Source organism: Ruegeria sp. AI2, from assembly GCF_056541275.1.
The window spans coordinates 960,214-984,012 of sequence record NZ_JBQFYB010000001.1 but is presented as its reverse complement, the minus strand read 5'-3'; the positions used below and the strand labels follow the sequence as shown (position 1 = coordinate 984,012).

The following is a 23,799-nucleotide window of genomic DNA, read 5'->3' as shown; positions in this document are numbered from 1 at the left end:
AAATACGTCAGAAGTGACCGTGCATAGCGCGCGCTACCTGCTTTTTGGCCTTTTTAAGCGCTGCCTGAGATGCGGTGAGCTCTTGCTCGCATTCCCGCAGGTGGACCAACGAATTGCCGAGGCGAGTGCCTGGCAACAGCGCGGCGACCTCGGATGCGGGGTGCGTTGCCATGATGACCTTGCTGTCGTCGCCGTCCAAAATTGCGAGCCTATGCTTGCAGTGTTGTCCATTCGATCCAGCCGGACAGGTGCAATAGATCATAATGTCTTCTGGGCTTTTTTCGACCGAAACAGTGTATTCGTCATCGCTGGAACTGCTCTTGAATTTGAATTTCAAAACGTATCTCCGGGTATAATGCTGAAATCAAACGCGTCTCACGCAAGAGTTGCAACAGAGATCAGAGATTCGCAATCACCCTTTGCGCACCGTTTTCGCAATGCACCAGACGGCCCAGCACAACAGCATGGGCCACGGTCTACCGAGCAGCGTTGTCAGAATGTTGTCGATTGCCTGAAAGATGAGCCTCAGCTCAATAAGGACTTCCATCCCGTTTTTCCTTGTAGTTGGCGGGATGGTTGCGCGCGGTGGGGTGGCGACCCCGCCGCGCATCCCGCGCGGTTTCATGAGGTTGCAGGCTGTGAGGAGTCGCGACGTGGTTCCTCTGGCGGTTCCCCCGCTTTCCGCGCTGGGCAAGTCAAATCATCAATTCGCCGGGGCGTCCTTCCGCTGAACATCACGGGACAGCGGACCCGAAAGGGCCCAAACCAAAATCACGCTGCACGTCAGGCCCGGCACCCTTGCGTGAGGGATTTCATAGACCTGACAAGCGTGATCACCGGGGCCCGCGCGGGGGCCAGAGGCAGAGCGGGGCAACGTCCTTGTATCTGCCGCCGCCAACCAATCCAAAGAGCAGTAATTCGAGGCAGGTATCATGAGCCACGCAGCTACCCATTGGCTGGCGGATGTATCGCCAGAAACCATGACGCACGGCGAGTTTCGGGTTCTGTTCCACCTGTGTGATTGCCACAACGCCAGCATGGGGTGTTTCCCCAAGCAAACCTATTTGCGCGAGCGCACGGGCCTGTCGAATGGCGGGCTGAACAAGGCGCTGGCTTGCCTGGAAGAAAAAGGGCTGATCCAGCGCAAACAGGAGCGTGACACACGCACCAACCGGCAGAAGCCGACACACTACATCTTGGGGTTTGAGATAGAGGCTGACCAAGAGCCGCCTCCACTCAGTGGAGTCGGAAAGTCGGGCAAAGCCGTCTCCACTTTTGACGCGGTTCCGTCTCCACTTTCAGGGGGGGGCCGTCTCCACTCTGGTGGAGCCTATATAGATGAACCAGTAAAGGAACCAGTAAAGGAACCTTGTGCGCCGACTGACGCGGCCCACACACAGGATTTTGTTTTCGAAGATTTCGTTCGCCAGTTCGAGAGGGTGTATCCCCGGATCGGCGATGGCGTGGCAACCGAGGCCGCGCTGAAAACCGCGATCGATGAAGGCGCAGACCCTGCCGCCATCCTTGCCGGTGCCCGTGGCTATGCAGACGAGCAGAAGGGCAACAACAAACAATACATCGCCTATTCGGAAAACTGGCTACGCGACAAGCGGTGGACGCGGCACACGCCGACTACCTCGGCAAGTGGTGGCCGCGCCCGGATCTTGGAAACCCATGCCAAGACCATCAAACAGGGCAAGCCGTTCCTTTGCGCCGCAATCACCGATCAGACCGCTTGGGAGTGTGTTCAGGCCAAGCTTGTCACCGTTCAGGAATGCCGGGCCGTGGGGAAACTGCTATGACCTATCCCCACGCTAACCCAGAGGCACACGGCCAGCGCTTTGGCGACGTTCTGGTAACCGTCGATTGCGAAGCTGGCGACTGTCAGATCATCGCCCCGCGCAAAGGCCTTGTTGGGACCGTTCCCCGCAAGATGCGCCTGTACAGCTTAGACGAAATTCGGGGGGCCTATCAGGCTCAAATCGGTTTGGCCGCAACCGACCCCGTCGCGAAGAACATCGCCGACGCCCTGAAATTTGCCGGTCAGCAACTCAAAGCTCAACAGGAGAGGTCACGGTGAACATCGACTTTGAAGCATTGCGCGCCGCCAACATCCAACGCCAGGCAGAGTGGACCGGAAACGAAAATGTGGACATGCTGTTTCGTGCCCTTGAGGTCGCCGACGAAGTGGGCGAGGTCGCAGGGGCCGTCAAGAAATACATTCGCGCCCAGCGCGGCGTATGTGGCTCTGTGGCGGCGCTGGGTGATGTAGCCGACGAAATCGGCGATGCGGTGATTTCCATCGATCTGCTGGCAATCGAACTGGGGGTAACCTTGCCGGTTGGTCAGTTCGTGAAAATCCAAAACGTTGTCGATCCGATCAGGACAGCCTTGGCGTTGGATGTTGCAAGTGGCGCAATCTCGGAGGCTGCACTGTTGTTGGCGCATGTGCCGGAAGGGTCCGAGGCCGAGCTGTTTGCCCGAACCGACTTGCGGGACGCTATCACCCGAGCCCTCGGGTGCATCATGACCCTTTCCGACGCCCTGCACATCAATGCCCGCTTCGCTGTTTCCGCAAAGTTCAACAAGACCTCAGCCAAGTACGGGCTGGCAACGCGCATGGAAGCGCTGGGCATGTGAGCCAATGGAACGTATGACCGCCGAACAGCTTCGGGCCTTGCAACAGTCAGAGACGCTCAAAGAGGACAAGCGCCGGGTGCGTGGAACCCAGCGCACCACCGTTGATGGTATCACCTTCGACAGCAAGGCCGAGGCCGATCGCTGGTGTGAATTGAACCTGTTGCAACGTGCCGGGAAAATCTCGGGCCTGCGCCGACAGGTCAAGATACCGCTGGAAGGCCGGGACGGCCCGATCATGACCGACAGCGGAAAACACCAACGCACTTGGAAAGCCGATTTCACCTATGTCGATCACAAGTTGGGTTGCCTGGTGATCGAAGACCGCAAGGGCCATGCGACCGACAAGTTCAAACTGGTGAAGGCGATACTGGCGGCGCAAGGCATTGAGGTGCTGCTGACATGAGGGGGTGGAACTATGTCGACTGACCTCTCGCCCCCACTTCCGGAAAGCGTCGCCGAGATTGCCGAGGTGATCGGGCGGGATCAGGCGCTGCATCTGATCGGATCATTGCCTCAATCCGGTTCCCGTGCCTGGCGCGTGTGCATCTATGTGCCCAAACGCCTGCCTTCGGTGGATCACCCTTTGGTGCGGGTTCTGGGTTGGAAGGACGCCAACAAGCTGGTCAGGGCATTTTCCGGGATGATCCTTCAGCCTTCCAACTGCCGCTTCATCGTGCGCGCGGCCCGCAACCGTCGAATCCTCGAAATGGCCAAAGAGGGCTATTCCGTCAAGGAAATCGCCCACGGCGTCGATCTGTCGAACTACCAGGTGCGCGAAATCCTGTCCGGGGGAACCGCCAGAGGCAAAAAGAAAGGCCGCGCATGAGAATGCAGTACATGTTTTTTGACGGATCGGATCAAATGAGCAGAAAGAACTATGACGCCTGTCTTGCGCATGTGCTGAAATGGGAAGGCGGCTATGTCGACCATCCGAAAGACCCGGGCGGCGCGACCAACCACGGGATCACACATAAGGCTCTGGCCGATTTTCTCGGTCGCCCGGTCACCAAGGCGGAAGTTAAGGCCCTTACAAAAGGTCAGGCCGGGCAAATCTACCGTTCTCGGTATTGGTTCAAAGTCATGGGTGATGAACTGCCCCAAGGTATTGATCTGGTCGCATTTGATCCCGCAGTGAATTCAGGCCCGTCGCGGGGCGCGAAGTGGCTGCAACAGGCCCTTGGCGTAGCGGCAGACGGCAAGATTGGCAAACAGACGCTGAGCGCGGCCATAAACGCCTCGGATGCGGTTACCGTCGTGCAGCGGGCTTGTGCCGCGCGCATGGGCTTCCTGCGCAAGCTGCGCACCTGGTCGACCTTTGGCCGTGGTTGGGCCCGTCGGGTTGCTGATACCGAGGCCGAGGCGGTCGCTATGGCCACTCAATCACCCAGTCGTGTCAGAGCCGAGGCCGACAAGGCCCAGAGCGCCCGCGCAACGCAGGCACGGGGCGCACAGGCCACTGCAGCGGGCGGGGGTGGGTCTTTGCTGATCGATATGCCCGAATGGGCGCTTTGGTCCGTTATCGGCGTTCTGACCCTCTGTGCGGTGATCTTTGCCTTGAATGCGGCGCAACATGCGCGTCGGGCCGAGGCGTATCGAAAGAAACTGGCGGAGATGACAAATGGCTAAACCGTGGTGGCTGTCGAAAACCCTTTGGTTCAACTTCCTCATGGCGCTGGTGACGTTTGCGAATGAAATGCTGCCCTTGCTTGAACACTTCACCGCGTTGGGCGCCCCAGAACACTACACAGCCATCGCCCGAACGGTGCTGACAGTGATTACCCTTGTGGGCAATGCTATCTTGCGCGTTGTCACAGATAAGCCATTGGCTATCCGATGAGCGGGGTTATCGCGTTTCTATTGAAGCTGGGTTTTGGCGGCGCTGTCGACAATGCCATTTCGCACTTGGAGCGCCGTGCCGAGTTGCAGAACGACCAAGAGCGCCTGAAGGCCATGACGACGGTTCAGCTGGCGCGCCAGGCTGTGGCCGAGGCCCAGATCATGGCGGATTACAACAAGGCCAAACTGCAATTCCCGTGGTTTTGGGTGTTTGCCGGTATGTTCCTTGTGCCGCTCGCGCTGTGGTGGTCGGCGGTCATCATAGACAGCATTCCATACCTGCGCGACGTTTTCGGTGATCAACAGGTGTCAGACCTGCCGACCGAGGATATGCGGCGATGGGCAGGCAACATGATCCAATGGTTGTTCTTTGTTGGGTCGGGTGTTGGGGCAGTGAAGGTATTGAGGCGATAGGAGCAGTGCAGTGTTCAAGTGGCTGAAATCATTATTTGCATGGCGTGTGGTCAGGGACACCGGCGTTTGGGTTTACTGGATCAATGATGTGACGGGCGACCGCGAGGCGCGTTGGACTGGAATGTGCTATCAGCCGCTGGACTTTGAATGGCTTGAGAATGCGACAGGCTCAGCTCGATCCATTGGGCCGCACGCGCGAGTTCTGGTCATCAAAAATCGCGGGTCCTTCCGGCGGGGGTAAGGCCAGTGGGTGCTCAACGTCGCAAAAAACTATTTGTGCGAGGGCCCGGGAAACGTGGCCTACTACTATTACTTGAGGCAGTGGCGTGAGCAACAAAGTCGGGCGCGGGCGAAATCTGAACAGGGCTGAAATGGCCGATTATTTCGGCATAGCAATGACGACGCTGGACGATTGGGTACGGCGCGGCTGCCCGGCAGTGCAGAAAGGGTCACGCGGTAAACCGTGGACGTTTAATTCTGCGCAGGTGGCCGCTTGGCGGGAAAACGATATCAGGTCGGAAGCCGCCGGGGTTCAGGTTGCAACTGCCGACGAACTGAAGCGCCGAAAACTTGAGGCCGAAACCGAGCTGGTCGAATTGGAACTGGCCGAAGCCAAGGGTTTGGTTGCGCCGGTCGAGCAAATTGAGCGGGCACTGTCCAAGGCATTCGGCGAAGTCCGGTCCAGCATTCGCAATGTTTTGCCAGCCCGCGCAGCGAGCCGGTTGGTCGGGGAAAAAAACGAAACCCGGATTAAGGCCGTGCTGCTGGAAGAGGTGGATTTGGCCCTCGAATCCTTGGCCGACCAAGATCTGATCAATGAATCCGATCTTGATATTGATGAAGACGGCGAGGAAGACGATTGAATGCGCGCGCTGATTTTTCAAACGCGACCTCGATCGCCAACGCGACCCGAAGAGCCCAGCGTTTTCTAAGGCCGCCGCCGAAACTTTCGCCGTCCGAGTGGGCCGAAAAGAATGTCAAAATTCCTGTCGGCAATGCCATCCCGGGTTTGATCCGGTTCGATAATGCCCCGTATCAGCGCGAACCGCTGGACATGATGGCAAATCCAGAATGCGACCACCTCACGTTGAAATGGGGTGCGCAGGTTGGCAAGACGTTGGTGGCATTGTGTGGGCAGGGCTATTTCATCGCGCACGATCCATGTTCGCAAATCATGATGCAGCCCAGCCAAGGGGATTTGCAGACCTGGCTTGAAACAAAATTCAATCCCATGGTCGACGCGAACAACTCACTTCAGGACGCAATAGCCAAGCCCAGAGGTCGCGATGGTGTCAACAACCAGCGCATGAAATCCTACCCCGGCGGGTTCATGATGTTCTCTTGGTCCGGTTCTCCGAAGACCATGCGGGGCAGGTCGGCACCCAAAATCGTTTGCGATGAGGTGGACGGATACGACCGCACCAATGAGGGACACCCTGTTGAGCTGCTGTCACAGCGGGCCGCAACATACGGGGATCAACGCCTCTTGGCGGAAATCAGTACGCCAACGATCAAGGGCGCAAGCCGGATCGACAGCTCTTTCGAGGAAGGCGACAAGCGACGTTTTCATATTGCCTGCCCGCATTGCGGGGAACACCAACACCTTAAATGGTCGGGGGTTCGCTGGGAAAAGGGCGATGATGGCGAACACCTGCCCGAGACTGCGTATTACCAGTGCGAGGCCTCAGGATGTGTGATCACCGATGAAGAGCGCAAGGCCGCCATTAGGTCAGCGGAATTCGACGGGGCAGGGTGGAAGGCTGAAAAGCCGTTTCGGGGCCACGCTTCCTACCATTTGAACGAGCTCTATTCATGCTTCCGAAAGTTGAAAGACATTGTTCAGTCGTTCCTAGACAAGAAGGCTGCCAATGATTTGCAGACCTTCACCAACGTGTCGCTGGCCGAGACGTGGGTGGAAGAGGCCGATGAAGTCGAAGCCGACGCACTAATCGCGCGGGCAAAAAAATACCCGGCTCAGGTTCCAGCCGACGTCGGCGTTCTGACCGCTGGCGTTGACATGCAGACTGACCGGCTAGAGGTCGAGGTTGTCGGGTGGGGGCTTGGTGAGTGCAGCTGGAACATTGACTATCAGGTATTCTGGGGTGACCCGACCCAGTCCGACGTTTGGAAAGAGCTCTTTGACTATCTGAGCCAGACATTCACACATGAGAGCGGGGCCGAGTTGCGCATCCGCGCGACCTGCGTCGATACGGGCGGCAACAAAGGCCTGACCCAAAGCGCATATGAACAACTGGCGGGCAAACATCGCAGCCGGATCTTCGCCATCAAAGGCAAGGGCGGCTGGGACCGCCCCATTGTGTCAGCGCCAAATGTGCGTAAATCGCCCAAGAAGGGCCGACCAGTGAAACTTTTCACCGTTGGCGTGGATGAGGGAAAGCTGTTGATCCACCGCCGCTTGAACCTCGAAACCGGCCCGGGGTCTTGTGTGTTCAACATCGATCGAGACGTCGAGTATTTCGAACAGATGACCGCCGAGCGACTGGTAACAAAGTTGATCCGTGGGTTCCCGGTGCGTGAGTGGCACAAAACGAGAGACCGAAACGAGGCTTTGGACTGTCGTGTTTATGCCTACGCCGCTCTGAAGATTGAAAAGCCGAATATCAAACTGTTGCTGGCGAGGTTGAAAACCGCCGAGGAAGAGGAAGCCGAGCCCCCCGAGACCGAAGAAGAGGGGGAACCGCCAGAGGAACAGACAACCAAACGCCGCAAGACTAGGCGTCGAAGCTCGCGCGCCGCACGAACGCGCCGCCGGGTCCGACGAACACAAGGCTTGTAGGCGGGTTTTTCATTGCTGACACAATTTCCCAGCCGAATCCGGGCAGGGTTGAGCCTTCGGGCAACTATCACCTCACCCGAATTTCCGGCCCCCACTTGGTCTATTAGTGCATATCTGCGCGGCCCGGCTTCGATCGATTTGGACGCCACCGGCACCGCTGAGACGCATGTATTTTCCGAGACCTCGACAGATACGGCCAAGTATTTGCCTGGTCGTTACGCGGTCACCGTTCGTGCAACCGACGGAACGGATACGTTTGAGGTTGAAGCGGGTGAGTTGGAAATCGAGGCCGATGTTGCGAACATTGCCGCCGGTCATGATCCAAGACAACACGCTGAAAAGGTGTTGGCTGCGATCGAGGCCGTGATTGAAAGACGCGCGACCAAAGACCAGCAGTCTTACAAGATCAACAACCGTGAATTGGTGCGAACCAGTATCGCGGATCTGTTGGAACTCCGCAAAACGTACAGGGCTGAGGTGGCCAGGCTGAAAAGCAATGGCCGCCACAATCGTCTTGCACGTCGTCAGATGAGGGCTCGTTTCTGATGGCTTGGCCGTTCACCCGCAAAAGCAGCGATATTACATCGGCGACCATTGTCGAGACGGTTCAATCTCGCATCCCAAAGGTGAGCCGCAGAAGCCCGGGGCGGCCCATTCGTTCCGCCAGGTCTTATGATGCTGGCAAAACGGATCGACTTACAGCGAATTGGACATCGACCCCGTTAACAGCCGATCAGGTCATTGAGCGAAACCAGCGTATTCTTGTGGCGCGGTCCCGGGAACAGGCGGCGAACAATGATTACATGAAGGCGTTTCTTCGCCTGTGCGATCAGAATATTGTTGGTCATCGCGGGGTTATTTTGCAGGCCCAGGCAAAGGATGCCGACGGATCACTTGATCGCGCCGCCAACGAGGCGCTGGAATCATGGTGGCGGCAGTGGTGTCGCGCTGAAAACTGCGACATTACCGGACGTCGAAGCTTCCGGGTCATGTGTAAATCTGCCGTTCGATCAGCAGCGAAAGACGGCGAGTTCATGTTTCGCGAGATCCGGGGCAAAGCTGCCCCCATGGGCTATGCCCTGCAAATCCTCGACCCGCAGCGATGCCCCGTTGACTACAGTATCGAACGTTTGCCTGGCGGACGGTTCGTTCGGCAGGGCATCGAGTTTTCCCGAGAGGGTCGACCTCTGGCCTATTACTTCATGACCGGAGATCCTTCGCGCAACGCCTATACCTTCAATGGTAGCAACCTCGATCGCGTACCAGCCAATGAGATCATTCACGGTTTTCTTGAGGATATCGTTGGCCAACGTCGGGGCCTTCCTTGGGCAGCAACAACGCTTTGGCGCATGAACCAGCTTAACGAGTTCGAAAAGGCGGCAGTTGTAAATGCCCGCATGGGTGCCAGCGTGGGCGGCTTCCTTGAATGGGAAGAAGGGTACGGCCCGGAGCCTGACGAAAACGATGCTGACGAACACGAAGAATTTTACATCGAGGCTGAAGGTGGCGTATTTCAGGAGCTGCCCGAGGGGCTGAAACACAAGGCCTTCGACTCGCGCTATCCCACCGGGGAGTTCACACCGTTTCACAAAGCAATGCTTCGGGGTACTGCCGCCGGTATGGGCGTGGCCTATGTCAGCCTGGCCAATGACCTTGAAGGGGTCAATTTCAGCTCCATTCGGCAAGGTGTTCTGGATGAGCGCGAACACTGGATGGACCTGCAAGAATGGCTGATCGAAACGCTTGTTGAGCGGTCGTATCAAAACGCCTTGAAACCGGCCTTGTTGCTGGGGCTGGTGAAAGATGGCCCGGTTCGCTTGAAGCCGGAACGTATCGCCAAGTATCAAAACGTGTTTTGGCAGGCGCGTCGCTGGGCGTGGGTCGATCCCCAAAAGGACATCAACGCCGAGGTTACCGCCAAGGACAACCTTCTGACGGCACCGTCCGAGATTATCCGAAAACAAGGCCGTGACCCCGAGACGGTTTGGCGAACAGTCGCATCAGACATCCAGTCGATGCAGGCGGCGGGCATCCCCGACAATTTCATCATGGCCAACATAGGCAAGACAATGGGTGCGAGCGCGCCCGCAACCCAAGAGGAGACCCCCAATGAAGGGAATGAATAAGGCATCGGCCTTGGTTATCGCGGGATCGGTCTGCGCGTCGGCCCTGATCGGGCAGGCGTTTACACGTTCGATAACTGCCGAACAAGTCAACGCCAACAACGGCAACGGCCCGCTGCGCCGTATGGCCGAAGTGCGTAACATTGATGAAACCGCGCGCACGATCGAGGTCGCGTTCAGCTCTGAAACCCCGGTGATGCGCTGGTTCGGCGATGAAATCCTTGATCACAGCCCGGGGGCAATGGTTTCCGATCGACTGGACAATGGCGCGGCTGTTCTTTGGAACCACGACAGAGACACTCAGATCGGCGTTGTTGAGAGCGCGCGTATCGACGGGGATAGGGTAGGCCGCGCGGTTCTTCGCTTTGGTCACTCTGCCCGAGCCGAAGAAATCTGGAAAGATATTGTCGACGGTGTGATCCGGCATATTTCCGTCGGCTATTTCGTGAAGGCGGTGAAGACAGAAGAGCGTGAGGGCGAAGCCGACAAGGTAACCATCACGGAATGGGAACCTTACGAAATCTCGCTGGTCAGCATCCCTGCTGACCCAAGCGTCGGCGTTGGTCGGTCAGCGGGGGAACCGCCAGAGGAACCGGCAAATCAGCGGGGCAATACTGACGATCAAACGGATGCCAGTGAAACAGAAGGATCGGGCAAAATGATTAAAGTTCTCCGCAATGCAGCCGGTGATCTGGTTCGCGCAGAAGTGGACAGTGACGGCAATATCGTCAAAGAGGTGGAAGTGCTGGAACGCGCTGCCGAAACTCAGGCGCTTGTCACACGAGGCCAGCAGCGGGAACAAACCCGTGTCGCGGCCCTGATGGAAATCGGCGAGCAGTACAGCGCCCAGTCGTTGGTTAACGACGCAGTGCGCAACGGTGTCACCGTCGAAGAGTTCACCCGCACTGTTCTGGATCACGTTCACGGCAACAATGAAAACGGCAGCCGCGGCAATGAGGCTCTGGACGATGATGCAGGCCGAGCAGGATTGACCGACAACGAGGCAGGGCAGTTCAGCTTTATTCGAGCTGCACGTGCCCTGCTGAACCCGTCGGACCCCCGCGCCCGAGAGGCAGCCGCGTTCGAATTCGAAGCGTCGGCGGCTGCGCAACAGTCAATGGGCCGTTCTTCCGAGGGTATTACCGTGCCTGTGGAAGTCCTGACCCGGACGCTGAACACGTCGACATCGGGAACAAACCCGGGCGATACCGGCGGTCACCTGATTGACACGACTCTTGCGACGCAGTCCTTTATCGACATGCTGCGCAATCGTGCGATCCTGTTGAATGTTGGTACGCCGATGGGCGGCCTGGTCGGCAATCTGGACATTCCCGGACAGACGGGCAGCGGCAACGTGTTTATCGTCGGTGAAACCGAAGACGTCGGCGAAGGCAGCATGGACTCCGGATTGGTTAAGCTGTCGCCGACCACGATCGGTGTGTTTGGCCGGGTCACGCGCCGTATGCTGCAACAAGCATCCATGGATGTGGAAATGCAATTCCGTAGCAGCCTGGCTACTGACCTTGCGCTCGGCATCGACCATTACGGTTTCTATGGCGACGGCGTCGGTAACAATCCGCTGGGTGTGATCAACACAACCGGGATCAATGCAGTCGCGTTTGTTGCCGCCAATCCGACTTACGCCGAGCTGATCCAGATGGAAACTGAAGTGTCGCTGGATAACGCGTTGGTGGACAATGTCCGTTACGTCGGCAACTCCAAGTTCCGTGGTCACTGTAAATCCACCGAGAAGTTCGCGGGTTCGAATGGTCAGCCGATCTGGGAAAGCGGCAACACCGTCAATGGCTCACAGGCGGAAATTACCAACCAGTTTGCTGACGGCGATGTGTTGTTCGGCAATTTCAGCGACATCCTGATCGGCCTGTGGGGTGGGCTTGATATTCTTGTCGACCCCTACACCCAGTCGCTGTCTGGTACGCGCCGCATTGTGATGCACCAAGACTTCGACATCGCCCTGCGCCGCAAGGAAAGCTTCTGCCTGGGCCGAATGTAAAGCCCTGAGATAGTTGAGGCGGCGCATTAGCCGCCTCCATGAAATCATCAATGTGGAGGCCATAATATGGCTAAGAAAACTGTCAAACTTGTTGTCACTTCGGCATTCGCGGTCGCCGGTAAAATCGTCAAACCGGGCAAAGAAGTCACTTTGCCTGAAGACGAAGCGAAAAACCTGCTGTCACGTGGCAAGGTGGAACTTGCCGAAGCGCAAGATGATCAAGCCGAAGGCTGGTTGGAAAGCAGCTCTGTCGCTGAATTGCGCGAAATGGCAAAAGAATACGAGATTGAAGGCGCGGAAAAGATGAACAAGGCCGCGCTGATCAAAGCCATCGAGGCAGCCGAGGGCGACTGAGGCGATGCCCCAACCTGATTGGGAGGATCTGACCGACTTCTTTGATCCGGATGAATTTGCGGACAACGCAGTAATCAAACGGAACAACCAAGTTGTTGGTCAGATCCTTGGTGTTTTTGATGACCCGAGCCAAATCGCAAGCCTCGGCGAATACGAACACGACCACGACATCCCAACATTTACCTGTCCGGAATCGTCTGCATCGATCGTGAAGGCGGGCGACGTTGTCACGATCAACGGCGCTGACTACGACGTGATGAAATCACCGCAGAAAGACGGAACGGGCCTGGCCAAGCTGATCTTGGCTGAACAGAACGTTTACTACTGATGCTTGGGCTGGACTTCGAAAGCCGGGATCTGGAAAGGATCGCTGATGAGTACGAAGCGACTCCAAAACAGGTCAAGCTGTCGGGTATCCGTGCGGCAAAACGAACCGCCGGCACTATTCGCCGCCTTTCCTCCAAGGGCCTGCAAACAGAACTTGGCTTGCGTAATGCTCAGGCATTGCGTCGCCGGATAAAAGAGTATCGCGTCGATAGTCGATGGACCGGCTATAAGGTTTGGATTGGCACGAACGACCTACCGCTTTCGGCCTTTAAAGGACGCCCTAGGAAGGTCGCCGGTGGCATCAAGTTTGGCGAGACGATGATTCATGGGGCCTTTCTGGCCAGAGTCGGCGGCAAACGCGGTGTGTACAAAAGAACGGGTGACGGCTCTTACCCGATCATTGAGGCCAATTTGCCGGTTTCCGACCGAATGATGATCTACCTTGAAGACGAGGTTTTCGTCGACGTCGACAACATCTTTTTCAAACACTTCACGTCCGAAATCAGGGCGCGTACACAATTGGGGGTAGGCGGATGACCGTAGCAATTGATCTGGGCGCGGCCCTCGACACTGTTGTGGCCAATATCGCGGCGCAGTTCCCAACCTTCAAAACCGTCGCGGCAGAAGACGAAAAGCGAGAACAGTTGCCTGTGCCTGCGATCCTCATACAGATTTCCGAGCTGGAACCGCTTCCGGATCAGGACCCGCACACCGGGCAGTTCCCGTGCCTGGTTCGGTTCGAGGCACGTATCGTCATGGGGCATAGAACAGCGACGGTGCGCCGTGAAGTTCTGAAAGCAGCGGGGGCCTTGTCCGTACACATCCACAACAGCCGATTGGGGGTGTCATGGGGTGGCGCAACCGTTCTTTCTGTCGAACCGGACGAGTTTTCGCCAAAGGCAGACCAATTCGACATTTGGCTTGTTGAGTGGGCGCACCAAGCCTGCATCGGCGATACTTACTTTGTTGACGCTGGCGTGACACCGGCGCAGGTTCTGACCTCTTGGGCGCCGGATATTGGTGCGGGGCATCAACCGGATTACGAGGCCTTGTAATGTCGGAATATGCCCTTTCCCAAGCCATGCAGATGCTTGAGCGTTTGATTGTTATTTCAACCGTTGTTGCATTGGACCGGCCCAACGCCCGCGCAAAGGTCGATTGGGGGAACGGTGCGACAAGTGACTGGCTGCCGATCGCTCAGCTGGGTTCAGAGAGCCTTAAGTTCTGGATACCACCGGAAGCGGGAACACAGGTGATCGTGCTATCGCCAGGCGGTGACACGACGCGCGGGATTATCCTGCCCGGTCCGTTTTCGGGTGCGCCTCCGGCAGGAAATTTTGAAGGCGATGTGTCAGGCAAGGGCAATGTTGATGTTTCGAATGGTGACGTTACCGTGACAAGTGGCGACGTGGTGGCCGACGGCATCAGCCTTGTAAACCATATTCATATCGGCGTTTCGCCAGGCCCCGCAGATACCGGGCCACCAAAATAAAACTTCACCAATCTTGTGGGTAGTAAGGGCGGCATTTGCCCTGCATGTTGTCCGTGGAAACATGTTCTTCTGGGCAATCCTGCGCGACAATCCGAAGTGCCATTGTCAGGTCTGTTTCCGAGCCCACAATGTCGATAAATCGATCCTTGCTATAGCGGCCAAACCTGCCGCAGTGGTCACACTGAATCTCGACTGTTGGTAGTGGGAAATCTTTCGCCTTCATTTTGACGGTCTATCACAAGAGTTTCGACTGTTGGTAGGGGGAACCGCCAGAGGAAAGGCGGCGGTCAGTTCGTCATTTTCGGCGCATGTACGGGATCAGCGCCACCACTGGCCGGAAACTTGGCGGCATCGACCATCTGCGCCAATCAATCCGGGATATCTTGACCACGCCCCTTGGGTCGCGGGTGATGCGGCGCGAATATGGGTCGCGCCTGTTCGATCTGATTGACGCCCCATTTTCGTCATCCGTGAAGCTGGACATTATCGCCGCGACCGCAGAGGCGATCATGACATGGGAACCACGCGTCGAAGTCGAAAGCGTGTCCCTCAGTTCATTTGAGCCCGGAAAAATCATCATTGATCTGGTGGGAAAGTACCTGCCGGACGGTCGCACCGTGCGCCTTGAAGGGATTGTTGTCGAATGAGCGCCTTTACCGCCATCAATCTGGAAAAGCTGGCCGCACCGCAGATAGTGGACCGGAAAGACTTTGAAACGATTTTGGCCGAAATCAAAGCGTGGCTGGTGGCGCGTGAGCCGGGCCTGGCGCAAGTGTTGGCGCTGGAAAGCGAACCCATTGTCAAGGTGATCGAGGCGTGGGCGTATCGGGAAACATTATTGCGCGCCGAAGTGGACGACGCTGGCAAGGGAAACATGCTGGCTTTTGCTGCTGGCGCGCAGCTGGATCACCTGGCCGCCTTTTTCGGGGTTCAACGCGCGATCGTGCAGGCGGCGGACCCGAATGCAGTGCCGCCCGTGCCGGAAGTTCTGGAAACTGACGCGCGTTTGCGTCAGAGGGCGCAACTTGCGCTGGAAGGGTTCACGACGGCGGGCGCGCGCGGTGCCTATGTCTTCTGGGGTCTGTCAGCGTCACCGCTGGTCAAAGATATCGCTATCGAGTCCCCGACGCCGGGGCGTGTCGACGCGACCGTTCTTTCAACTATAGGCGACGGTGTCCCGGATGCGAGCCTGTTGGCTGCCGTTGATACGCAGTTGAACGATGAAGATGTTCGGCCATTGACAGATTTGGTGGTCGTACAGGCGGCCTCGATCATCAACTACACGGTCGATGCGTCGCTGATCATGTATGAAGGACCGGACGCAGAAGTCGTGCGCCAGGCCGCAGAAGACGCCGTGCAAGCCTATGTGACTGAAAACCATTTGCTGGGCCACGACATCACCATTTCGGGGCTTCACGCGGCACTACATCAAACCGGCGTGCAGAACGTTATTCTCAACAGCCCGGTGGCCAATATCGTGGTGTCCTCGGTCGAAGCGGCGTTTTGTACATCGGTCACTGTGACCAACGGTGGCGTAGATGTCTGATCTAGCATCGGTTCTACCGCCGAGCGCACAGGAGGTCGAACGCGACCTCGAACAGCTTTCAGCGCGTCACAAGGATTTTGCTGATCCGGTGACACGGCTTTGGAACCCGTTGACGTGCCGCGCAAATATCCTGCCGTGGCTCGCGTGGGCATTTTCTGTCGACAATTGGGATGCCAAATGGTCAGAGGATTCAAAGCGGGCCGCGATAGCCGCCTCTGTAGAGGTGCATCGCCGAAAGGGCACAATCGGTTCTGTGAAGCGCGCGTTGGTGGCAGCCGGGTACGGCGACGCTCAAGTAATCGAGCGTGACAACTGGGAAGCCCATGACGGTCAATTCACCTATGACGGGACAATTGACCACTCGCAGCCGGATCACTGGGCAGAATATCGGGTTGTCCTGACCAACCCAATTACGATCGAGCAAGCTGCGCAGGTTCGCGAAATTCTCGCCAATGTTGCGCCCGCGCGGTGCCACCTGAAGGCGCTGGACTTCACCGAAGCACTCAACATTTACGACGCCCGGATCACGTATGGCGGGCAATTTACCCATGGAGTCGCGTGATGGCTAATCTGATTGAAACGAACCAATGGCCGGGTGGTATTTACCAGATCGAGTTGGTAGACCCGGTGCTTGGCGGTCCTCCTGATCTTGCACAAGGGCAGGGCATTTCGAACGTACCCGCGCAACAGCTTGCGGATCGGACGCTTTACTTGAAAACCCGGCTGGATGCCCTTTTGAACGGCGCAGATCCCGCGCTAGACACACTAAACGAAATCGCAGCCGCGCTGAACGATGACGCGAATTTCGCCGCGACCATGCTTGCCCGACTTGGTGGCCTTGGTGGGCAGGCCAACAGTGTTGCTGATTTGGATGCGCTTAACAAATCCGGTCTGTTTGAAGTCGCGGTGAACGCAGTTGGCAATCCTGTGCCCGGAACTTCCGGCGGTGTCGTACACATTGAAAACTCAGGGGGCCGCGCACAGCAGACCGTGGTCAGTGACAACGGCAACACCTATTCCCGACAGCGGATCGACGCCACGCCGACCTGGTCGGCATGGAGAAACCTTTGGGATGACGGCAATGCGCCTGTCGTTTTGGCTGGAACTGGCTATCAAAAGCTTCCGTCCGGGCTAATCCTGCAATGGGGTTCTGAAGTAGTAGGCGCGTCTGCAAACGGGTTGCAGACAACGGCCACCTTTCCAATCGCATTCCCAACTGCCTGTCTGCGTGTCTATCCGGTTCTGGAAGCAATCGGTGGCGGGTTTGCGGGCGTCCCTGTCATCTACAATTTGAGCCACACACTCACCACCGCCACTTTCGTCCACGCCGAAGCTGATCCGGGCAATGAGAACATAGCCGTGGAATGGTTGGCGATCGGACACTGACAGGAGAAATCAATGTTTTATTCAAGTGCTACCGGCGGCTTTTACGACCCTGCCATTCATGGCAACAAGATGCCCGGCGACGTGGTCGGAATTACAAAAGAAGAACACGCCGCTTTGATTGCCGGTCTGTCCTCTGGGAAAGTCATTGCAACCGACGATAACGGAAAGCCGGTTCTGGCCGACCCTGATCCTGCGCCCCTATATCCTGATGTCAAATCTGCGCGCGCGGCCATGGTCGCGTGGATCGACGGATTCCTGTCAAAGATCACAATCATTGTGCCGAAGTATGAGCGTGAGAGCTTTCCGACCAAGGGGGAAGCAGCTCGTGCATTCATTGCCGGAACCGCGCGCCCTGATCAAATCAGGATGATCGATAACGAGGCTCAGACGTCGAACCGAACAGCCAACGATGTTGCCACTGCCATAGTCGCCCGAGCTGACGCACAACAAGACATCATCAGCCATACGGCGGGATTGCGAGTTTTGCTGGATGAACAGCTCGAAGCCGCAACGGACCCGATGCAGTACGAAACCATCCTTGAAAATGGCAAGACGCAAGCGCTCGCGCTCGCTCAAGGCCTCGGAATTCCAGTGCCTGACTGAACAGGTTTTGAAAACACGTAAGGAGCAACACAATGGCAGCCGCCGTCTATCCCAAATACAAGCAAGCCTGCATGAGCGGGGGCGCGAACACCGACCTTATCGCCGGAAACGTCAAGATGATCCTCGTTGATCTGGCGGATTATGCCTACTCGGCAGCACATGAGTTCCTGTCTGACGTTCCAGCCGCCGCGCGCGTGGCCACTTCTGCCAATCTGACGGGCAAGAGCGTTACAGACGGCAACTTCGACTTTGCGGATTTCACCTGGTCGGCAGTGACCGGCGACGAAAGCGAGGCCCTGATCCTGTTTGTAGACACGGGTGTCGAGGGCACATCGCGCCTGGTTCATTTCACCGACCAGGCATCAAGCGGCCTGCCGGTCACCCCAAACAGCGGTGACATCAATTTCGGCGTGAACCCGCTGGGCCATTTCACCCTTTAAACCACATCGCAGTTCCTCAGGAGGGCAGAATATGGGTAAACAGATCACGAATTTCGAACTGATCGATGCGGAAAACAAGCGTGTCGTTCGCGTTGGTGACAACGCCATGTTGCACAAGGACGGCAAGTATTTCGTTTCCAACGACAACGGCGACTGGAAAGAGGTTTATGTCGTCGATCTGGATGCAGAGGAACCGGCAGAGCCCGAGCCCGAGCCAACACCGGAACCTTCGCCAGAGCCAGAGCCAGATCCAGCACCGACGCCCGATCCTGACCCAACGCCTGCACCTGATCCTGACCCAACACCCGTTCCTCAGCCTGTTCCCACTGGCGCAGATGTGAGCAACGCCTCGGAACTGGCGCAGGCAGTTCAATCGGCAGGCACATACAGTCTCGCCCCCGGTGATTATGGTGCTATGCCACCTCTGGCCGACAATGTTCGGATTTCCGCTGCGGATCGAAGCGACCGTCCGGCTTTCTCTGGGGCGAGCCTTTCAGGATTGAACGGTGCGACCTTCGACGGTCTGCGCTTCAAATACACTTACGCTTCCAGTGATGGCACCAAGAAAGAGCTTGTGCAGCTTTGGAACAGCGCTGATTGCACCTTCGATGATTGCATCTTCGAAGGTGATCACGACGGTAGTGGAGTTGGTGTCGGGCGCGGCTTCAAGGCTGACGGATGCTCCAACCTCACTCTGATGCGAAGTGAATTCTTCCTGTGGTGGAACGGCCTGAGCATCGGCGATTGTTCGGTCATTTTTGTCATCGGCAACAACATCCACAGCATTCGCTCTGATGGTATGAACTTTGGCCGGATAAAGACCGGGCTTATTGATGGCAACTATCTGCACGACTTTATCGGGCTGCCCGGATCAAAAGATCACCGGGACATGATCCAGATCAAGCGGGCGTCTCAGATTGGTTGCACCGATCTGACTATTTCGAACAACCTGCTTGATCAAGGTGGCGGCGATTATACGCAAGGTATCTGGGCCGGGAAGGACAAAGCCGACCCAACCAACCCGGCACATGCTCATGTCAACCTTGGCATTGTCGATAACATCCTCATTAACAGCCACAAAAATGGCATTGCCGGTGATCTTATCCATTCTGGCGATATCAGCCGCAATATCGTTGCGGCGGTCCCGCGCGTGGCAAGCAGTGTCGGTGTAACCATACCGGTCATCCGGTTCACTGGTAGTGTCACAATGGACGGCAACGTCGCACCGGGCATCAGCCTGAACGGATCACTCCTGCCCGGAAACACCGAGACAATGCTTGATCCTGTCGTGGTGCGTGCAAACGCCATGGCCGATCCGCGCTGGGCGCATCATTTCGGAGCCTGAACATGTCGCTGTCTCAATACTCCGAAACCATGGACGGCGCGATCAAGTGGACCATCAAGGCGGCAAATGCGTTTCGCAAGATCGCCAATGGCACCGGCGATCTGAACCTGAGCGACATCGAAGCCGCTCAGGGCGCATTGGGGAACGCCAAGAGGTTTTCAATTGACGCGCTGGCTCAAGGCAGGATGCACGAGGTCGAAGCCAATGCGTACATGGTGCAGAGGGGAGGCCCCCAAACGCTAGACGATTTCCAAGTCAGCATTGGCACTCTTGAAGTTCAGGCGACAGCGTGGAACCACGTTCTGGACCCCGCGCTGGGCGCCCTGAAAACGCGCCTCATCAAGCGTTCGGTGTACCCTTACGATTACAAGATGCCGGAAACGGAAAGCGTCATTGCTGCCGTTCATGCTGATCCCCTTCGGCAAAGCCCGGAGCTTGCCAACCTGATCGCGGCGTTCACGTCTGTAGGGGCCTAATACATGGGCCTCGTCCAGACAGTCGAGGTCCTGAATACCACGGCGAACGCGCAGACCTATACCGCGACAACCGATATCAACATCGGCAGCGGTCCCAATCGCGCCGCCGTGATCAAGATCTATGCAGCCTGTGCCACAAGTGGCGCGGATGTTTCGATCACCTCTCTGACGCTGGAAGGTGTCCCGGCCACAATCACCACATCCCCAGCCGCAAATGGGCGAACATGGTGCGGCCTGGGTGCTTTGCTCAACCCGGCAAGCGGCCCCTCTACTGTTTCTGTCACCTTCAGCCATGCGATGCGGGCCTGTATCATTGTTGTTGAGGAAGAAGACAGCATAGCCGCAATCGGGGCCTTGGTGTCAGGGGTTGCCCCCGGAGCGTTCGGCAACACGGTTACAGGGTCCATCGATACCACTGTCGCCGGATCGTTGGTATCGTATGCAGCGGCACAAGCGGGCGACGGGTCTGATGTGGTGGTCACCGGAGCCACCGAAAACTACGAAGGTGTCGTAGCCATTGGTTCGGCCAGTTCGTCGGATGTGACTGGCGTGGCTGCCCGTGAGGTTGCGGGCGCGCCCGGCACCAATGACGCCACATTCACTTTTGCCCGAAGTGACCGCGTCAACGTTGCCGCGATTGAGCTGATAGCAGCCGCAGGCGGCGGCGCGCAGGCGATCACCGGGAACCTCCATGTAAATCCAGACACCTCGCACGATGCTGCGATAAGCACAGGTGCGGTAAATATCGATGGCGTCCACAACGGCGACGCCGATGTTTCCAATCCGGGCGCGATTTCGCAGGGTGCCGCGCCAGCTCAGGACGTGGCCGGGGATTACGCGGCAGACCCAGACCAATCCCGCTTAGGTTCAATTGCGCCCGGGGCTGTGGGCGTCGGTGGCGATCACGACGCCGACTCAGACGCCAGTCATGCGGGCTCTGTGGCCCCCGGCGACGTTGATATCGCAGGTGATCAGCATATCGACCCTGATGTGTCGCATGACGGGGCTGTATCCCAAGGCGCAGCCCCTGCGCAAAACATCGGTGGCGATCACCACGTCAACACTGACCAGTCACATGATGGATCGATCACGCGGGGGGCAACACCAGCGCAGGATGTGAGCGGTAGCCACCATGCAGACGCTGATACCTCTCACGACGGTGCAGTCGCACCCGGCGCGGTCGGAATAGGCGGCGGCCACGACATTGACCCGGACGCCGGTCACGCAGGCTCTGTAGCCCCCGGCGACGTTGACATCGCAGGTGATCCGCATGCCGATCCCGATGTGTCGCATGACGGGGTTGTATCCCAAGGCGCAGCCCCCGCGCAGGACATTGGCGGCGCTCACCACGTCAACACTGACCAGTCGCACCCCGGTGCCGTCCATGTAGGTCAATTGAGCAAACGAAGGGTCGCCTTTCCGTTTCAAAGCGCCAATACCGGGACTTTGGTTGCCGCGAAATCGGGCAGGCTGGTTCGAACGAAGAACAGCGGAAGGCTACTGATATGAACGACAATGGCACATTTGTACTAAAGCGCGGCGACACCAGCCCGTCACTTGCCTGGCTGGTTGACGTCGCCCCGGGGCAGACATGGGCCGGAGCAACGATCAAGTTTCGACTGCGACACAAGCAAGGCGGCGCATTCCTGATAGATGAAGATGCTACTGTCGACGCCCAGACCAACACGTTGACATACGATTGGGCCGATGGCGACACCAACAACGACGGTGAGTATCTGGCGGATTTTAAGGTTACTTTCGCCGACCAGTCAAAAGAGACCTTTCCAAGTGACGGGTTTATCAACGTCAAAATCGGGCCGTCGCTGTAGCCGGTAAAGTGGGGGAACCGCCAGAGGAAAGCCCCCGCCTGACATGAAAATCTCTGACCAAGAGCAACGCCCGAGTATGAGGTCAGAATGCCCGCACAATTCTTGCACGGTGTCGAAGTCATCGAAATTGACGCCGGTCCCCGTCCGATCCAGACAGTGAAATCCTCGGTGATCGGCATTGTTGGCACCGCGCCCGATGCCGACGCCACACTGTTCCCCATCAACACGCCTGTTCTGGTCGCGGGCTCGCGCCTTGAAGCTGCCGGGCTGGATACAGTTGGCAACGGAAATGGAACGCTGCCGGGGGCAATGGATGCAATTTTCGACCAGATCGGAGGCGTCGTTGTCGTGGTTCGTGTCGATGAGGGTGTCGACGAAACCGCAACGATTGCGAACGTCATCGGTGGCGTGAATGCAGGAACGGGGAACTTCGAGGGTGTCCACGCCCTCGTGGGGGCCGAGAGCGTGGTCGGGTTTTCCCCTCGTATCCTGATCGCGCCCGGCTTCACTCATCAGCGCCCAACCAATTTGGCAAACCCAGTTATTGCCGAGTTGATCGGTATTGCTGACCGGTTGCGGGCTGTGGTGATAGCTGACGGGCCGAACACGACCGACGCAGACGCTTACACGTCGGCTGGGGATTTCGGCTCTGATCGCGTGTACCTGGTCGACCCATGGGTCAAGGTTCAGATCGGCGCGAACATCGTTGATCAGCCGCCATCGTCGCGCGTGGCAGGCATTATTGCCCGCGTGGACAATGACAAAGGGTTCTGGAAATCGCCGTCCAACGAGCTGATGAACGGGATCATCGGGACGTCGCGGCCTGTCGACTTCAAGCTGGGCGATGCGAACGCCCGCGCGAACCTGCTGAACGAAAACAAGGTTGGCACCATCATACGCCAGAATGGCTATCGTCTCTGGGGCAACCGTTCGCTGACGGCAGACACGAAATGGCACTTCCTGTGTGTTCGCCGCACTGCCGATATCCTCAACGATTCACTGTTGCGCGCGCACCTTTGGGCAGTCGATCGCAGCATCACAAAGACCTATGTCGAGGACGTGACCGAGGGTGTAAACGAATACCTGCGCAGCCTGGTTGCGCTGGGCGCGATCCTCGGCGGCAAGTGCTGGCCTGACCCGGACCTGAACACCCCGGCCAACATCCAACTCGGCCAGATCTATTTCAATTTCGACTTCACCCCAGTCTACCCAGCCGAGCACATCACGTTCCGCTCGCATCTGGTTAACGACTATATCACCGAGGTATTCAACTGATGGCCGCCGAAGACATCCTCAAGTATCTGAACCTGATCGTCGATGGTCGCGGCTACGCGGGCAAGATCGAAGAATACAACGCGCCGGACCTGACCGTCTCGACCGAAGAGTTCCGGGGCGGCGGAATGGACATGCCGATCGATATCGACATGGGTCTGGAAAAGATGACCTGTTCGTTTGTTTTGACGTCCTACGACCGGGACGTCCTGTCCCTGTGGGGTGTCAAGCAGGGCGCGCCGGTTCAGCTTACGGCGCGTGGTTCGATTGAAAGCCTGGACGGCACCACAACGCCGGTGCAGCACCATATGCAAGGCAAGATCACCCAGCTTGCCCGTGGCACATGGGGTTCCGGTACCAAGCCCAGCCTGACAGTGACGGTTTCGCTGCGTTACTACCGTGAAGTTCACGGGACACAGACAGTCAACGAAATCGACGCCGTCAACATGGTGCGCGTCATCAACGGCGTGGATCAACTGGCAGAACATCGCGCCAACATCGGTCTTTAACCGCGGTCACGGGGCGTAAGGCCCCGCGGTCAAGCCTGCATGTCAAATAACGAGGGATGACATGGAAAAGAAACACCATAAGGAGCGGCCCGACGGTTCGATGGAAATCGATTTCACCGATCGACCGCTCAAGATCGACGGCACCGAAGTGAAAAAGCTGGTGATGCGCGAGCCGGACGTGAACGACCAGATCATCGCCAAGAATGCGAGCGGCAACGACCCCGCTGAGGCTGAAATCGCTCTGTTTGCAAACCTGATCGAACTGTCGCCAGAAAACGTACGCGGCATGAAGTTGCGCCAATACGCTCGGTTGCAGGCTGCGTATCAGGATTTTTTTTACTAGCGCCGGACCAGGCGCGGGCGGGTGTTTTAAAGCTCGCCCACTTTACGGGGTGG

At 57.5% G+C, this 23,799-nt stretch carries 32 protein-coding genes; 31 read left to right on the top strand and 1 reads right to left on the bottom strand.

The annotated features are described in order from the left end of the window. Nucleotides 1-7 precede the first annotated feature (7 nt). A complete protein-coding gene (locus ACR0LL_RS04915; RefSeq protein WP_480584418.1) occupies nucleotides 8-337 on the bottom strand; it encodes an SWIM zinc finger family protein in 330 nt (109 codons plus the stop codon). Nucleotides 338-932: 595 nt separating this feature from the next. Here ACR0LL_RS04915 and ACR0LL_RS04910 point away from each other — a divergent pair. The 31 genes from ACR0LL_RS04910 (at nucleotide 933) to ACR0LL_RS04760 (ending at nucleotide 23,746) form a co-directional block, all read left to right on the top strand. Further along, on the top strand, nucleotides 933-1,802 hold the full coding sequence (locus ACR0LL_RS04910; RefSeq protein ID WP_480584416.1) for a helix-turn-helix domain-containing protein: 870 nt from the start codon (nucleotides 933-935) through the stop codon (nucleotides 1,800-1,802). Beyond that, entirely contained in the window at nucleotides 1,799-2,080 is a 282-nt protein-coding gene (locus tag ACR0LL_RS04905) for a hypothetical protein (protein ID WP_480584414.1), read from the top strand. Before ACR0LL_RS04910 ends, ACR0LL_RS04905 begins: the two co-directional genes overlap by 4 nt. Beyond that, entirely contained in the window at nucleotides 2,077-2,640 is a 564-nt protein-coding gene (locus ACR0LL_RS04900; RefSeq protein ID WP_480584412.1) for a MazG-like family protein, read from the top strand. Before ACR0LL_RS04905 ends, ACR0LL_RS04900 begins: the two co-directional genes overlap by 4 nt. Nucleotides 2,641-2,644: 4 nt before the next feature. Further along, nucleotides 2,645-3,043 (top strand): DUF1064 domain-containing protein, encoded by a 399-nt coding sequence (locus ACR0LL_RS04895; RefSeq protein WP_480584410.1) that lies wholly within the window; start codon nucleotides 2,645-2,647, stop codon nucleotides 3,041-3,043. Nucleotides 3,044-3,055: 12 nt separating this feature from the next. Next, a complete protein-coding gene (locus tag ACR0LL_RS04890; protein ID WP_480584408.1) occupies nucleotides 3,056-3,466 on the top strand; it encodes a hypothetical protein in 411 nt (136 codons plus the stop codon). Nucleotides 3,467-3,501: 35 nt separating this feature from the next. Next, complete coding sequence (locus ACR0LL_RS04885; RefSeq protein ID WP_480584406.1) at nucleotides 3,502-4,266, top strand: glycoside hydrolase family 108 protein; 765 nt, start codon at nucleotides 3,502-3,504, stop codon at nucleotides 4,264-4,266. Then, nucleotides 4,259-4,477 carry a hypothetical protein gene (locus ACR0LL_RS04880; protein ID WP_480584404.1) on the top strand — a complete coding sequence of 73 codons (219 nt, stop codon included), beginning with the start codon at nucleotides 4,259-4,261 and terminating at the stop codon, nucleotides 4,475-4,477. The genes ACR0LL_RS04885 and ACR0LL_RS04880 overlap by 8 nt, the downstream gene beginning before the upstream one ends. After that, the gene (locus tag ACR0LL_RS04875) at nucleotides 4,474-4,890 is read left to right on the top strand and encodes a hypothetical protein (protein WP_480584402.1); all 417 of its coding nucleotides are present in this window, start codon (nucleotides 4,474-4,476) and stop codon (nucleotides 4,888-4,890) included. The genes ACR0LL_RS04880 and ACR0LL_RS04875 overlap by 4 nt, the downstream gene beginning before the upstream one ends. 326 nt (nucleotides 4,891-5,216) lie before the next feature. Continuing rightward, on the top strand, nucleotides 5,217-5,753 hold the full coding sequence (locus ACR0LL_RS04870) for a terminase small subunit (RefSeq protein ID WP_480584400.1): 537 nt from the start codon (nucleotides 5,217-5,219) through the stop codon (nucleotides 5,751-5,753). After that, entirely contained in the window at nucleotides 5,750-7,687 is a 1,938-nt protein-coding gene (locus tag ACR0LL_RS04865; protein ID WP_480584398.1) for a phage terminase large subunit family protein, read from the top strand. Before ACR0LL_RS04870 ends, ACR0LL_RS04865 begins: the two co-directional genes overlap by 4 nt. Before the next feature lie 48 nt (nucleotides 7,688-7,735). Continuing rightward, entirely contained in the window at nucleotides 7,736-8,233 is a 498-nt protein-coding gene (locus ACR0LL_RS04860) for a hypothetical protein (protein ID WP_480584396.1), read from the top strand. Further along, nucleotides 8,233-9,813: a phage portal protein gene (locus ACR0LL_RS04855; RefSeq protein ID WP_480584394.1), complete on the top strand. Its 1,581-nt coding sequence runs from the start codon at nucleotides 8,233-8,235 to the stop codon at nucleotides 9,811-9,813. The genes ACR0LL_RS04860 and ACR0LL_RS04855 overlap by 1 nt, the downstream gene beginning before the upstream one ends. Continuing rightward, nucleotides 9,797-11,824 (top strand): phage major capsid protein, encoded by a 2,028-nt coding sequence (locus ACR0LL_RS04850; RefSeq protein WP_480584392.1) that lies wholly within the window; start codon nucleotides 9,797-9,799, stop codon nucleotides 11,822-11,824. The genes ACR0LL_RS04855 and ACR0LL_RS04850 overlap by 17 nt, the downstream gene beginning before the upstream one ends. 66 nt (nucleotides 11,825-11,890) lie before the next feature. Next, nucleotides 11,891-12,178, top strand: a complete 288-nt coding sequence (locus ACR0LL_RS04845) for a Rho termination factor N-terminal domain-containing protein (protein ID WP_480584390.1) — start codon at nucleotides 11,891-11,893, stop codon at nucleotides 12,176-12,178. A 4-nt stretch (nucleotides 12,179-12,182) separates the two neighbouring features. Next, on the top strand, nucleotides 12,183-12,506 hold the full coding sequence (locus ACR0LL_RS04840; protein WP_480584389.1) for a head-tail joining protein: 324 nt from the start codon (nucleotides 12,183-12,185) through the stop codon (nucleotides 12,504-12,506). Beyond that, nucleotides 12,506-13,042: a hypothetical protein gene (locus ACR0LL_RS04835; protein WP_480584387.1), complete on the top strand. Its 537-nt coding sequence runs from the start codon at nucleotides 12,506-12,508 to the stop codon at nucleotides 13,040-13,042. The genes ACR0LL_RS04840 and ACR0LL_RS04835 overlap by 1 nt, the downstream gene beginning before the upstream one ends. Further along, nucleotides 13,039-13,560: a hypothetical protein gene (locus ACR0LL_RS04830; protein WP_480584385.1), complete on the top strand. Its 522-nt coding sequence runs from the start codon at nucleotides 13,039-13,041 to the stop codon at nucleotides 13,558-13,560. Before ACR0LL_RS04835 ends, ACR0LL_RS04830 begins: the two co-directional genes overlap by 4 nt. Next, on the top strand, nucleotides 13,560-13,997 hold the full coding sequence (locus ACR0LL_RS04825) for a phage baseplate assembly protein V (protein ID WP_480584383.1): 438 nt from the start codon (nucleotides 13,560-13,562) through the stop codon (nucleotides 13,995-13,997). Before ACR0LL_RS04830 ends, ACR0LL_RS04825 begins: the two co-directional genes overlap by 1 nt. 308 nt (nucleotides 13,998-14,305) lie before the next feature. After that, a complete protein-coding gene (locus ACR0LL_RS04820) occupies nucleotides 14,306-14,644 on the top strand; it encodes a GPW/gp25 family protein (protein ID WP_480584381.1) in 339 nt (112 codons plus the stop codon). Next, nucleotides 14,641-15,543, top strand: coding sequence for a baseplate assembly protein (locus tag ACR0LL_RS04815; RefSeq protein ID WP_480584379.1), 903 nt, complete (start codon nucleotides 14,641-14,643; stop codon nucleotides 15,541-15,543). The genes ACR0LL_RS04820 and ACR0LL_RS04815 overlap by 4 nt, the downstream gene beginning before the upstream one ends. After that, entirely contained in the window at nucleotides 15,536-16,105 is a 570-nt protein-coding gene (locus ACR0LL_RS04810; RefSeq protein WP_480584377.1) for a phage tail protein I, read from the top strand. The genes ACR0LL_RS04815 and ACR0LL_RS04810 overlap by 8 nt, the downstream gene beginning before the upstream one ends. Next, complete coding sequence (locus ACR0LL_RS04805; RefSeq protein WP_480584375.1) at nucleotides 16,105-16,929, top strand: pyocin knob domain-containing protein; 825 nt, start codon at nucleotides 16,105-16,107, stop codon at nucleotides 16,927-16,929. The genes ACR0LL_RS04810 and ACR0LL_RS04805 overlap by 1 nt, the downstream gene beginning before the upstream one ends. 12 nt (nucleotides 16,930-16,941) lie before the next feature. Further along, nucleotides 16,942-17,532 (top strand): hypothetical protein, encoded by a 591-nt coding sequence (locus ACR0LL_RS04800; RefSeq protein WP_480584373.1) that lies wholly within the window; start codon nucleotides 16,942-16,944, stop codon nucleotides 17,530-17,532. A 32-nt stretch (nucleotides 17,533-17,564) separates the two neighbouring features. Further along, on the top strand, nucleotides 17,565-17,972 hold the full coding sequence (locus ACR0LL_RS04795) for a hypothetical protein (RefSeq protein ID WP_480584371.1): 408 nt from the start codon (nucleotides 17,565-17,567) through the stop codon (nucleotides 17,970-17,972). A gap of 31 nt (nucleotides 17,973-18,003) precedes the next feature. Continuing rightward, the gene (locus ACR0LL_RS04790) at nucleotides 18,004-19,317 is read left to right on the top strand and encodes a right-handed parallel beta-helix repeat-containing protein (RefSeq protein WP_480584369.1); all 1,314 of its coding nucleotides are present in this window, start codon (nucleotides 18,004-18,006) and stop codon (nucleotides 19,315-19,317) included. Nucleotides 19,318-19,319: 2 nt separating this feature from the next. Continuing rightward, nucleotides 19,320-19,793, top strand: a complete 474-nt coding sequence (locus ACR0LL_RS04785; RefSeq protein ID WP_480584367.1) for a hypothetical protein — start codon at nucleotides 19,320-19,322, stop codon at nucleotides 19,791-19,793. Nucleotides 19,794-19,796: 3 nt separating this feature from the next. Next, nucleotides 19,797-21,302 (top strand): hypothetical protein, encoded by a 1,506-nt coding sequence (locus ACR0LL_RS04780; RefSeq protein WP_480584365.1) that lies wholly within the window; start codon nucleotides 19,797-19,799, stop codon nucleotides 21,300-21,302. Next, complete coding sequence (locus tag ACR0LL_RS04775) at nucleotides 21,299-21,622, top strand: hypothetical protein (protein WP_480584363.1); 324 nt, start codon at nucleotides 21,299-21,301, stop codon at nucleotides 21,620-21,622. Before ACR0LL_RS04780 ends, ACR0LL_RS04775 begins: the two co-directional genes overlap by 4 nt. 87 nt (nucleotides 21,623-21,709) lie before the next feature. Next, nucleotides 21,710-22,897 (top strand): phage tail sheath C-terminal domain-containing protein, encoded by a 1,188-nt coding sequence (locus ACR0LL_RS04770; protein WP_480584361.1) that lies wholly within the window; start codon nucleotides 21,710-21,712, stop codon nucleotides 22,895-22,897. Next, nucleotides 22,897-23,403 (top strand): phage major tail tube protein, encoded by a 507-nt coding sequence (locus ACR0LL_RS04765; RefSeq protein ID WP_480584359.1) that lies wholly within the window; start codon nucleotides 22,897-22,899, stop codon nucleotides 23,401-23,403. The genes ACR0LL_RS04770 and ACR0LL_RS04765 overlap by 1 nt, the downstream gene beginning before the upstream one ends. Before the next feature lie 61 nt (nucleotides 23,404-23,464). Continuing rightward, on the top strand, nucleotides 23,465-23,746 hold the full coding sequence (locus tag ACR0LL_RS04760) for a phage tail assembly protein (protein ID WP_480584357.1): 282 nt from the start codon (nucleotides 23,465-23,467) through the stop codon (nucleotides 23,744-23,746). Nucleotides 23,747-23,799: the final 53 nt, after the last annotated feature.

What these genes read in the sequence shown, in the direction of transcription:
- ACR0LL_RS04910 (WP_480584416.1), top strand. Translation starts at nt 933, where the DNA reads ATGAGCCACGCAGCTACCCATTGGCTGGCGGATGTATCGCCAGAAACC.
- ACR0LL_RS04905 (WP_480584414.1), top strand. Translation starts at nt 1,799, where the DNA reads ATGACCTATCCCCACGCTAACCCAGAGGCACACGGCCAGCGCTTTGGC.
- ACR0LL_RS04895 (WP_480584410.1), top strand. Translation starts at nt 2,645, where the DNA reads ATGGAACGTATGACCGCCGAACAGCTTCGGGCCTTGCAACAGTCAGAG.
- ACR0LL_RS04890 (WP_480584408.1), top strand. Translation starts at nt 3,056, where the DNA reads ATGTCGACTGACCTCTCGCCCCCACTTCCGGAAAGCGTCGCCGAGATT.
- ACR0LL_RS04885 (WP_480584406.1), top strand. Translation starts at nt 3,502, where the DNA reads ATGAGCAGAAAGAACTATGACGCCTGTCTTGCGCATGTGCTGAAATGG.
- ACR0LL_RS04880 (WP_480584404.1), top strand. Translation starts at nt 4,259, where the DNA reads ATGGCTAAACCGTGGTGGCTGTCGAAAACCCTTTGGTTCAACTTCCTC.
- ACR0LL_RS04875 (WP_480584402.1), top strand. Translation starts at nt 4,474, where the DNA reads ATGAGCGGGGTTATCGCGTTTCTATTGAAGCTGGGTTTTGGCGGCGCT.
- ACR0LL_RS04855 (WP_480584394.1), top strand. Translation starts at nt 8,233, where the DNA reads ATGGCTTGGCCGTTCACCCGCAAAAGCAGCGATATTACATCGGCGACC.
- ACR0LL_RS04850 (WP_480584392.1), top strand. Translation starts at nt 9,797, where the DNA reads ATGAAGGGAATGAATAAGGCATCGGCCTTGGTTATCGCGGGATCGGTC.
- ACR0LL_RS04845 (WP_480584390.1), top strand. Translation starts at nt 11,891, where the DNA reads ATGGCTAAGAAAACTGTCAAACTTGTTGTCACTTCGGCATTCGCGGTC.
- ACR0LL_RS04840 (WP_480584389.1), top strand. Translation starts at nt 12,183, where the DNA reads ATGCCCCAACCTGATTGGGAGGATCTGACCGACTTCTTTGATCCGGAT.
- ACR0LL_RS04835 (WP_480584387.1), top strand. Translation starts at nt 12,506, where the DNA reads ATGCTTGGGCTGGACTTCGAAAGCCGGGATCTGGAAAGGATCGCTGAT.
- ACR0LL_RS04830 (WP_480584385.1), top strand. Translation starts at nt 13,039, where the DNA reads ATGACCGTAGCAATTGATCTGGGCGCGGCCCTCGACACTGTTGTGGCC.
- ACR0LL_RS04825 (WP_480584383.1), top strand. Translation starts at nt 13,560, where the DNA reads ATGTCGGAATATGCCCTTTCCCAAGCCATGCAGATGCTTGAGCGTTTG.
- ACR0LL_RS04820 (WP_480584381.1), top strand. Translation starts at nt 14,306, where the DNA reads ATGTACGGGATCAGCGCCACCACTGGCCGGAAACTTGGCGGCATCGAC.
- ACR0LL_RS04815 (WP_480584379.1), top strand. Translation starts at nt 14,641, where the DNA reads ATGAGCGCCTTTACCGCCATCAATCTGGAAAAGCTGGCCGCACCGCAG.
- ACR0LL_RS04810 (WP_480584377.1), top strand. Translation starts at nt 15,536, where the DNA reads ATGTCTGATCTAGCATCGGTTCTACCGCCGAGCGCACAGGAGGTCGAA.
- ACR0LL_RS04805 (WP_480584375.1), top strand. Translation starts at nt 16,105, where the DNA reads ATGGCTAATCTGATTGAAACGAACCAATGGCCGGGTGGTATTTACCAG.
- ACR0LL_RS04800 (WP_480584373.1), top strand. Translation starts at nt 16,942, where the DNA reads ATGTTTTATTCAAGTGCTACCGGCGGCTTTTACGACCCTGCCATTCAT.
- ACR0LL_RS04795 (WP_480584371.1), top strand. Translation starts at nt 17,565, where the DNA reads ATGGCAGCCGCCGTCTATCCCAAATACAAGCAAGCCTGCATGAGCGGG.
- ACR0LL_RS04790 (WP_480584369.1), top strand. Translation starts at nt 18,004, where the DNA reads ATGGGTAAACAGATCACGAATTTCGAACTGATCGATGCGGAAAACAAG.
- ACR0LL_RS04785 (WP_480584367.1), top strand. Translation starts at nt 19,320, where the DNA reads ATGTCGCTGTCTCAATACTCCGAAACCATGGACGGCGCGATCAAGTGG.
- ACR0LL_RS04780 (WP_480584365.1), top strand. Translation starts at nt 19,797, where the DNA reads ATGGGCCTCGTCCAGACAGTCGAGGTCCTGAATACCACGGCGAACGCG.
- ACR0LL_RS04775 (WP_480584363.1), top strand. Translation starts at nt 21,299, where the DNA reads ATGAACGACAATGGCACATTTGTACTAAAGCGCGGCGACACCAGCCCG.
- ACR0LL_RS04770 (WP_480584361.1), top strand. Translation starts at nt 21,710, where the DNA reads ATGCCCGCACAATTCTTGCACGGTGTCGAAGTCATCGAAATTGACGCC.
- ACR0LL_RS04765 (WP_480584359.1), top strand. Translation starts at nt 22,897, where the DNA reads ATGGCCGCCGAAGACATCCTCAAGTATCTGAACCTGATCGTCGATGGT.
- ACR0LL_RS04760 (WP_480584357.1), top strand. Translation starts at nt 23,465, where the DNA reads ATGGAAAAGAAACACCATAAGGAGCGGCCCGACGGTTCGATGGAAATC.